Raw genomic sequence first — 9645 nt, forward strand, 5'->3', positions numbered from 1 at the left:
AGATTTCCGGGCCTTCGGCCAGAGTGGATGGCCAGTTGTAACGACTCGGATTTTCCGGCGAACACGAATCATGAACTCAACGTCCCTTGAAATCACCCGGTGCAAGAACGTAAAAGTTGCCAGCCGGACCGGATACATAGTGGGGCTGTTGAAGACGTTGGGCGTGCCGAACAGGATGCTTTACGTGCGAAGGCCGCGTCATAACGGATCGTTTTGGCTCCGAAGAATCGACCACCTGCAGGTCTTGGAACAAGCGCGCCGGATTTACCGGAAAAAGATCACTCGCGTGCATCCTGACAAAGTGGGTGGCAACCTGGAGCGAGCGATACAACTCAACCAGACCTGGTATGAGATCGAGAGGCGCTTCAGGAAGCACGGACACGAATTGTGGTAGTAAAATAGGGCGAGCGGCGCGGGCGCACGGATGCATGTCAGCTTTCCTGCGGAACCAGTCCGGTGCGCAAGGCAAAACGCACCAGTCCCGGCACATCATGAACGTTCAGACAGTCCATCAGCTTGACGCGATGGTATTCTATGGTTTTCGGGCTTACGTTCAGGATCTCGGCGATGTGCTTGGTGTTCTGGCCTTCGGCAATGAGCTGGAGGATCTCGCGCTGACGCCCCGTCAACTGTTCGAGCGGGCTTTTCCGTTCGGCGATTGCATCCACGGGGAACTTTTTGAGGAGCCGCCTGGAGATTTCCAGACTCAGATAGATTTCCCCATGAACCACCCGCAGCAAGGCGGATTCCAGCTCCGCAGTTGCCGCCTTCTTGAGCAGGTAGCCGACGGCGCCTGCCTTCAGCGCCCGCCAGTAGTATTCCTCGTCGTTGTGCATGGAAAGAATGATGACCCGAACTTCAGGAAATTGTTTGGCGATGCGCTCCGTCGCTTCCAGGCCGTTGAGGCTTGGCATGGTGATATCCATCAAGACCACATCGGGCCCTTGCGTCTTGACCAGATTCAGCAGTTCGCGGCCATCGCCGGCTTCGCCCACCACTTCCACCCACGGCAACTTTTCAAGCAGCGCGCGAATGCCCGCCCGCACGAGTGTATGGTCATCGGCCAGCGCGAGGCGAATCGGTTTGACGGGTGTGTTCATGAGGCTTCAGATCCGGAAATCGGGGTCCGCCACTTCAACGGGAACCAGGCGTGGACTTCGGTGCTCCCTGGAACGGAGTTGAACTCCAGCCGCCCGCCGGCAAGTTCCGCGCGTTCCTCCATGCTCAATAAACCCAGGCTTGCGCCGCGCACGGCCTTCTCGCGGACGACTGCCACGTCAAAACCCACGCCGTCGTCACTCACGCGCAAGTGAAGTTGTTCGTCCTCGGCGCGCAAATCCACGGTCACAGTGCGCGCCCGGGCGTGGCGCACCACGTTGGTTAGGGCTTCCTGCGCTATCCGGAAGCACTCGGTTTCGATCACCGGATCCAGGCGTTGATCCAACGCGCCGGCGTGGAAACCGGTTCGCAGCCCGACCAGCGCGGCCTGCCGTGCGGTATACCACCGCAAGGCCGGCTCCAATCCCAGATCGTCGAGAATGGCCGGGCGCAAATTGAGCGAGATGTCATGCACTTGTTCCAGCGCGCGCGCGACCGCTTCGAGGCTTTCCTGCAAACGCGGCACCGCGGTGTCGGCGCCCGGTGACTCCAACAAGGCCTGCAAATTCAGTTGTGCGACCGTGAGGGTCTGCCCGAGTTCATCGTGGAGTTCGCGCGCGATGTTTCTGCGTTCAGCCTCCTGTGCCTCCACCAGCCGGCGGGAAAGCACCTGGAGTTTGCGGCTGTATTCTTTGCGTTTTGCCTCGGCTTGCTTGCGCTCCGTAATGTTGCGAATATTGCATTGAATGACTCTTCCGCCGTTGGCCTGGTAAACGTTGCTGACGAACTCCACGTTGATCGACTTGCCGGCGCTGGTTTCCAGCGGCAGATCCTCGTAACGGACATAGGATTCACGTTGCAACTCCCGAAACGCGGCCTTCGACGCCTTGGTGTCTTTGAAGGGGCCGATCTCCCAGAGTTTGTTTCCCAGCAACTGCTCGCGGGTGTATCCTAACAGATCCGTCAGGAACGGATTGACATCGTCAATCTGCCCGGTCTCCGCGTTGAGAATCAGGATCCCATCCTGGGCGGTTTCAAACAACCGGCGATAGCGGACTTCGGAAGCCTTGAGCGCGCGATCCGCTGACTGGTGTTCCGCTTCGCGATGTTCCAGGGCCTGGGTCATCTGGTCGAAGGCGCGGGTAAGCTGGCCCAATTCATCTCCCCGGGGGGCAAGTCCCGTGCGTGTACTGAATTCGCCGGCGGCAAGCCGCGCGCTGGATTTCACCAGGGCGCGAACCGGGCGCAGGACCAGCAGGTGGCTGCCGGCCCAGGCAAGCAGGAAAGCAAAGCAGGCGGCAATCCCCAAACCGGTCAGGTTCTCACTCAGCCGGTGGTCCGCTTCGGCAAAGAGAACCTGCCTCGGGATGCTGCCGAGAATGGTGATCACGTTGTCGGGAACGAACCGGCTGTGCATAGCGGCGAACGCATGGTAAGCGGGAATTCCTTCCGAAGACATCGACTCCACCACGCCGTGATTCTGAGCGAGGACAGTTTTCAAAAGCGATTTTTCCGGGAAAGGCTGGCCGATCCATTTTTCCGGCGAGGGATAACGAACGAGGATTCTCCCGTTGCGATCAATCTCGGTCCATGTCGCCCCTTGGGGCAATTGCGCCGGCAGCGCAGATTCGAAACGGCTGACCCAGTCCAAATCCAGCGCGGCAAAGACCACCGCCTTGATCTCGCCGATGGGATCGAAAACTGGATAGGCGAAATTGACGATGGGCTTGCCGACTGCCTGTCCGTCCGGAAAATCGCCGATTGCGAAGGCGCGTGTTGCGAGTGTACGGCGGAAAAACAGGCGGCTCGTTTGGTTGGCGAGTTCCACCGTCGGGCGTGCGCTCGTCAGAACGATCCCATTGGTTGTGATTACTCCCAAATTGGCGTAGCGCGGATAACTGCCCAATAACTCGGTGAGCAATTTCTTGCAGTCGCGCCGGTTGCCCGAAACCACCGGAGCCGACTCCGCCAAGGCGAGCAGCAGTTGGCGCGTGTGGCCGATCACCTGACCCTCTTCCCGCTTCGCCAGTTCCATCATGTCCTGCGAACGCTGATTCCAATCCTTCACCAGCCGCCGTCGCTCTTCCGACGCCGTGCGCAGCGTCAGTCCCACCAACGGGGCGCACGCCAGCAGCACCAGCAGCAACAGTCGCCACCGCAAACCGGAAAACAGCCGACGAATGGCTTTTCGCATATTGATATGTCCGGGTGACGGTTCCGGTTGACCGACGCGCAAATTGTCCCACCCAAACCTCTTTTACAGCCGAACGCAGGATGCGACGGCGTGACTCGTTGCGCGGTGCGCTCCGTCACGTTCTCTACCTTATCTAAAACGCGCCGCCGATAAAGATGGTGGATGACTCTTCCGAGCCTGGCATTGCGTTCGGTTCTGTCGGTGCGACAACCGTGTTCATCTGCGTTGTCGCCCGAATATCCCACGTTGCGCGAAAAAGTCGTTGACCTGCTCCTCAAGTGCGCTCGCCGGCTCACGAAGAACGACTCTGAATGCATTTGCCTTCACGGTATGGTGTCCGTAATCAACGCGTCGACCGCGACGGACACTCCTGGCGCGAGCCAGTTCCCGATCCGGAAAAACCCGTGTCGTTCAGTCATCGTGACTGCGAATCATTCGGCGGCGGCCGCGCGGCCTGGCGCCGGATCGCCCTGATGCAACGGCAGCCGCGCAAGACCTACAGGGCGGCATTGGCATAATTCTTCGGGCGCGTACCTGAAGCTGCAATTGCCGATTCCTGCCAGCCCGGCGCAACGTCGTTAAGATTTGCAATTCCGGCAGCAGATGCGCGCAGGGACGGTTCCAGGATCGGTGCTATCCAGCCGTTCTCATTCTTCCGCTCGCAAAGATTGACCGAGGCGCCACCCCGTTTAAGCGATTCGGAGGACGCCTCCAACGTGCGAACCACTTGAAGACCTTGTGCGCCATCCGTCAACGGAGTTGTTCCTTGTTTGATGCAATCCAGAAAATGCTGGCATTCGGTTTTCAACGGCTCTTCCTGTTTGATGTAAGGAACGTGGACGTCCCCATAGTGGTAAGCATAGTGAAACTCCGCAAAGGTGTCATAGTGCGGCGGCCGCTCGACCCGGACATCGAAAATCCGGATCTTCTCCAGGGGGGCGACATCGTCGTACACAATCATGCGCCGGCTGCCCACGATCGTCATCTCCCGCACCTTTCTCGGGTCCAGCCAACTGTTGTGGATAATGGCCGTTTGTTGCCTGCGAAAACTCAGGCACATGGTTGTCACGTCCTCGATTCCAGGAGTGACATGAGCGCTGCCCCGGCAATTCACGCTCACAGGCTGTTCCCCAATGATGTGCTGGATTATGGATATATCATGCGGCGCCAGATCCCAGGCCACGTTGATGTCCTTCTGGAAAAGACCCAGATTGAGGCGCCGCGCGGAAATATACCGGATATCCCCCAGGTCCCCCGAATCGACAATCTCCTTGATCTTCCGCACGGCGGGTGAGTACAGAAACGTGTGGCCGGTCATCAGCACGAGTCCTTTCCCGCGTGCGATATCAATCAACTCCTCACATTCCCGGGATGAGGACGCCATGGGCTTTTCGATAAAGGTGTGCTTGCCGGACAACAGACTCGCCCTGGCCATCGGGAAATGCGATTTTACCGATGTGGCTATGATGACCGCGCCGAGGCCGACGCCGTTGAGCATGTGATCATAATTCGTCTCGCCCTCAATCTCGGGATACAGCGATTTAAGATGAGTCAGGCGATCATTGTTGAGATCGCACATCATTTTCAGGCTGCAATCGGAGAGCGATCTGAAATTACGAATCAGATTGGGTCCCCAATAGCCGCACCCAACCACCCCGACTTTTATTGGTTTTGACATGATTGAATTCTACTTTGTCGCCTTCCGCGGCCGTCCGTCGTCCCCGCGCAAAGCATGAATCACCCGTGAGGGCGGCCTGTTCAAGGGCGTCCGGCGTTGGCGAAATTTGGAAGCAACCGGTTTTCGAAGTGACCTGACGAGGCGATGATTTCTTAACCAGTCGCGTCTCGATCAGTTGAATGGCCAAGGCTGGAACAGTCATCAGCATGATTCTCAAATCCTGCCAGAGGGTCTTGTTTTTAGCGTACTGAATATCCAGTTGAATCATTTTCATGAAGGTGGTCTTGTTTTTTCCACTCACTTGCCAGAGCCCGGTCAAACCCGGCAGGGCACTGAACCGTTCCTTCTGCCAGGGTAGATATCTGTCGTATTCGTAAGGCAGGCAGGGGCGCGGCCCCACCAGGCTCATTTCACCCCGCATCACGTTGATCAACTGGGGCAGCTCATCCAGGCCCGACGCCCGGAGTAATGAGCCGAGCGGGATGATTCGGGGATCACCCCGCAGATCCATTTTCGTCATGGGTGTATTCGAATTCATCAATTGGTGCAGGTGTTTCCGGTGCGTCGTCGTGTCGGCATCAACGGACATGGTCCGAAACTTGAAACACCTGAAGCGTCGGCCCATGTAACCGACGCGTTCCTGCCTGAACAAAACCGGTCCGCGGGAGCCGCCACGGATCAACAGGGCTATAAGCAGCGACAACGGAATCAGGAGTGGCAAGGCAAGCAGGATGAGAAGAGCATCCAGCGCGCGCTTCCAGTGCAAGTTCGGTTCGGCTTTGAGCGAAGACGAGCACGTCGATTCATCCACTTCGATTGAAATATCCATGAAAACGTTTACGACGGCGAATAAACTCTTCCAATTATCGCCGGCTTCAAAGCCGATGTTGGTTCCTAAGAACCGCGCGCGGCCTGATAAGGGCGTCATCCTCAACGGCCGGGCCGTACCGCAGAAAGACGGGACACGTGACGGCCATGAGATCGCGGATTCGGACTCCGCGCTCAAGGAACCTGTGGTCGCAAATACTCTGCCCTCTCAAGGAATCACCGAACCCACAACTGGAGCGAAGACTCATACTCGCGTTTCCCGGCCGGTCGAGATTCCTTCACCGATGAGCGCCGGTGCGTGTGCGAAACATGCCCGGACCGGCCGTTCCCCCGAGTGCGATGGCTGGGCCGTACCAGGTCGCGCCAAAGTTGGTTCGGGCCGGGGCTGCAGCACGGGTTGCAACCGGGGATAATTCCCGGTCGCGATCTCGTAAAAGTCGTGCGCGTAGCAGCGCGCGCCGAAACCTTCTTTCCAGTCCAGCAGGCCATGATTCAAAGCGCGGCCCTCCTTCTCGTTGGAGATGCCGAAATCAAAGAAACGCTTGTCCGTGTATTTGTCGATCAGCCAGCCGTACACGAAAGCCTGCGCTCCAATCTTTCGCCCTTTTTCTGTGACCGCGCCGTACTGCGAGTGCGCCACGGTCGGAGTTTCGTAGATGGTTGTCCCCGCGACAATTTCATCGCCGCAATAGGCCGAAAACTGTTTGATCTGTTCAGGAAAGCGTGAAGCGAGCAGGGTGATTTCCTCGAGTGAATGCACGGGTTTGACTCCGTACCGGGCAGCCAATTCTGGCGCCAGCACCCGTTCCCAAAACGGCTGAAAAGTCGTTTCCTGGACAACACGGACTCCCCGACGGATCGCTTTCTTAATCGCGCTTCTGCGATCCGTTCGGATGGGAAGCCGGTCCTTCTGCGAGATAGCCGTCGAACAATCCCGGCGATAAAGCCTGGCGTCGAGGAGGAACAGGGCATACGCCACTTCGTCGTCGGGGAGCGTGTTGTAAAACCCCGGAATCCGTTTGTAGAGCAATTTTGAAATCTGCTTTTGGCCCAGGTAACGCAAAGCCTCGTGGAAACTTGACAGCACATCGTCCAGCGTCGCCGCGCGAGAGACCACGAGCCCTCCATACGTCAGACCTTCATGACTGATGAGCGCGCCGTTTTCGTTGAGGTTCGCCGGCAACACGGCAACCAACGCACGGCCGTTGAAAATCATCAGTGAATGGTCGTTAAACCGGTCGCTGTGATAGTCCATGTAGTCGCGGGAAAAAAGGAAGGTCGCGTTCTTGGCTGCGCTCACGAACGTGTCCCACTCCAGCTTGCGACTGGCGGTGTATCGCTCTACCGAGAAAGATCGAGCGCCGTTGTGTTGTGGCAACGCGCGAGGATGGTCGGTTTTTAAGGACGTCGCGTGCAGGACATCCTTCACCGTTTCCAACAATCGGTCGGCGCGATAGGGCTTCAACAGCGTGGCGACCGGCTCCAGCCACGGATTTTGGGCCAGTTCCTGCGTGGGCAGCGTTCCAGTGGCCATGATGACCGGGAGTCCCTTATGGGCGGAGCGCAGCTTCTTGAGCAGTTCAATACCCGTCATCTTGGGCATGTTGTTGTCGGTGATCATTAGGTCATAGTTGTTGGCAAGAAGCGTCTCCCAGCCGGCTGCGCCGTCTTCGGCAGTGTCCACCTCGTAGCCGGAGCGACTGAGCACTTCGGCGTTAAGCTTGCGGATGACCACGTCGTCATCGACCACCAGAATACGGTTGGACGGTTTCGTCCGGCCTTGAGCTTGTGCGCCGGTTGACTCTTCTGCTGGCAGGGCTTCGCTATTCTTCATTGCGCAAAATTAGTCCGACAATCATGCGAGCACCATGACGGGGTTAACCGTGGGGTATTTCCCGTATGGGGTTTTCTTGGAACTTCGCAAGTCACGAACGGACCGTGAACCAGGCCCGGAGCGACAGCGAAAACCGGACTCCTCTGTTGGCGGGCCAGAGGCAATCAATTGGAGCAATTCCGCCTCGCTCGAATTCATCCGGATGGCTTTCTTGCCGGGCGCTTGTTTCCGATCGGCCGGCTTCTGATCGTGGAGAAGTTCGCCAATCAGAAGCTAGAGGGAGGACAAAGCTGGACGCGGAAGCGATGGAATCGCTCGTGAAACAGGTGTGGGTGTGGGCCGGGTGTTGACGATCTCGAACATGTGTCCGGCGCCCACGACATCAAACAGCTGCTGCACAAGCGGGGTGGGATTCACGAGGCGTGTAACACCATTTCGGCCGCGCGTGCAATTGCGCAACGCTATCAACGCGCCGAATCCGGCGCAATCCATAAAGGTCGTCCGGGACAAATCAATTTCGATGGATGTGTGTCCGTCCAGGGAGGCACAAATCTGCTTCCTGAACAGTTTGTTATTGGCGGCGGTCAACTCGGCAAAGCCTCCGACTGTCAAGACCTCGTTTGTAATCTTCATTTCCATTTATGCGTTTTCCTTCCGATGCTTCTGCTGAATTTTTGGGCTGAGATAGGCTCCGGTCATCGCCGGGAAGTAGATCCCGACGCGGCGGTGCGGACTGTCGGCTGCGCCAGAACCTCTTTGACCGTTTCGAGCAACTGGCCGCTGGAGAAGGGCTTCACCAGTGTGGCGGCCAATTGCAGCCACGGATGACGGTTCAGTTCCTCGGTGGGCAATGCCCCCGACGCGAGGATGACCGGAAGCGCCATCCGGGCGGAACGCACCTTCTTGACCAGCTCAATGCCTGAAACCTTTGGCATGTTGTGGTCGGTGATCAAAAGATCGTAGTTGTTGCCGTGAAGCGCCTCCCAGCCGGCTGCGCCGTCTTCGGCAGTGTCCACCCGGTAGCCGGAGCGACTGAGCACTTCGGCGCTCAACAGCCGAAGATCCGTGTCATCATCGACCACGAGGATGCGGTTGGACGGGTCCGCCTGATATCGAGCTTGTACCCCGGCAGACTCTCCAGCTCGCCGGACGTTGTGATTTTTCATTGCAGGCCAACCATAAGTGGAAAAACCGCCCGGCCGCCATGACGGCGTTCCCCCTACGGTATTTCCCCCCATCGAAGATTTTCCCGAAAACCGACAGCGCAGGGAGCGAGCGTGGATAGAGCCGGGAGAGAGAGCCGCGATGCCGCCCTCGAGCTAGGTAATGGTTACCCGGACACTGCTCTCGATGATTCCTTCAGCAATGGCGTAGCGGGTGAGACCGGCGATGTCGTGGATGTTGAGCTTGGCCATGAGATGCTGCCGATGTTTGTCGATCGTTTTGAAACTGACACCCAGTTCCGCCGCGACCTGTTTGTTGGGCTGGCCTTCGGCGATCAATTGAAGCACCTCCACTTCGCGCGAACTCAGACGGTTGCAATTCTTCCTGGACTCCCCCCTTCGAGCCGCCGACTTTTCAGAACGGTCCTTAGCGCGCTTGGAAATGGATTGGCTGTAAAAACTGTTTCCTTTTTCGATCTCGCGAATCGCCGTGGCCAGATTTTCCGAGGAAGTTTGTTTCAGCAAAAATCCCGTCGCGCCCAACACGGCCACTTGATCAACGTAAGCGTCATCGCTGTGCGCGGAAAGAAAGAGCACCTTCGTGTCAGGAAAGTCTTTGCGAATTTGACGGGCGGCTTCCATCCCATTGAGCAGCGGCATCGCAATGTCCATCACCACCACCGCGGGGCGAAGTTTCCGGGTGAGTTGCACGGCCTGGCGGCCATTGGCCGCCTCGGCGACCACTTCAATGTCGCGTTCGTGTTTCAGTAACGACCGGAAACCCTCGCGAACGATCTGGTGATCTTCCGCGAGCAGGACGGTAATTCGTTTCATAGCGGTCAAAATTTGG

At 57.8% G+C, this 9645-nt stretch carries 9 protein-coding genes; 1 reads left to right on the forward strand and 8 read right to left on the reverse strand.

The window, feature by feature from the left end:
- Nucleotides 1–70: 70 nt before the first annotated feature.
- Nucleotides 71–394 (forward strand): hypothetical protein, encoded by a 324-nt coding sequence (locus VN887_07870; GenBank protein HXT39923.1) that lies wholly within the window; start codon nt 71–73, stop codon nt 392–394.
- A gap of 37 nt (nt 395–431) precedes the next feature.
- On the opposite strand, the gene VN887_07875 is transcribed toward VN887_07870, so the two are convergent.
- The 8 genes from VN887_07875 to VN887_07910 all read right to left on the reverse strand — a co-directional run.
- Entirely contained in the window at nt 432–1100 is a 669-nt protein-coding gene (locus VN887_07875) for a response regulator transcription factor (protein ID HXT39924.1), read from the reverse strand.
- Nucleotides 1097–3292, reverse strand: coding sequence for a PAS domain S-box protein (locus VN887_07880; protein ID HXT39925.1), 2196 nt, complete (start codon nt 3290–3292; stop codon nt 1097–1099). Before VN887_07880 ends, VN887_07875 begins: the two co-directional genes overlap by 4 nt.
- Nucleotides 3293–3788: 496 nt before the next feature.
- On the reverse strand, nt 3789–4970 hold the full coding sequence (locus tag VN887_07885; protein HXT39926.1) for a Gfo/Idh/MocA family oxidoreductase: 1182 nt from the start codon (nt 4968–4970) through the stop codon (nt 3789–3791).
- The gene (locus tag VN887_07890; GenBank protein ID HXT39927.1) at nt 4906–5799 is read right to left on the reverse strand and encodes a sugar transferase; all 894 of its coding nucleotides are present in this window, start codon (nt 5797–5799) and stop codon (nt 4906–4908) included. The genes VN887_07885 and VN887_07890 overlap by 65 nt, the downstream gene beginning before the upstream one ends.
- Nucleotides 5800–6042: 243 nt before the next feature.
- The gene (locus VN887_07895; GenBank protein HXT39928.1) at nt 6043–7632 is read right to left on the reverse strand and encodes a GNAT family N-acetyltransferase; all 1590 of its coding nucleotides are present in this window, start codon (nt 7630–7632) and stop codon (nt 6043–6045) included.
- A gap of 273 nt (nt 7633–7905) precedes the next feature.
- Nucleotides 7906–8265 carry an STAS domain-containing protein gene (locus tag VN887_07900; GenBank protein HXT39929.1) on the reverse strand — a complete coding sequence of 120 codons (360 nt, stop codon included), beginning with the start codon at nt 8263–8265 and terminating at the stop codon, nt 7906–7908.
- Nucleotides 8266–8327: 62 nt separating this feature from the next.
- Nucleotides 8328–8798 (reverse strand): response regulator, encoded by a 471-nt coding sequence (locus VN887_07905; GenBank protein HXT39930.1) that lies wholly within the window; start codon nt 8796–8798, stop codon nt 8328–8330.
- A 153-nt stretch (nt 8799–8951) separates the two neighbouring features.
- On the reverse strand, nt 8952–9645 hold a 694-nt coding region (locus VN887_07910; protein HXT39931.1), incomplete at its 5' end, for a response regulator transcription factor.

Origin of the sequence: Candidatus Angelobacter sp. (assembly GCA_035607015.1) — a bacterium.
Classification (GTDB): domain Bacteria; phylum Verrucomicrobiota; class Verrucomicrobiia; order Limisphaerales; family AV2; genus AV2.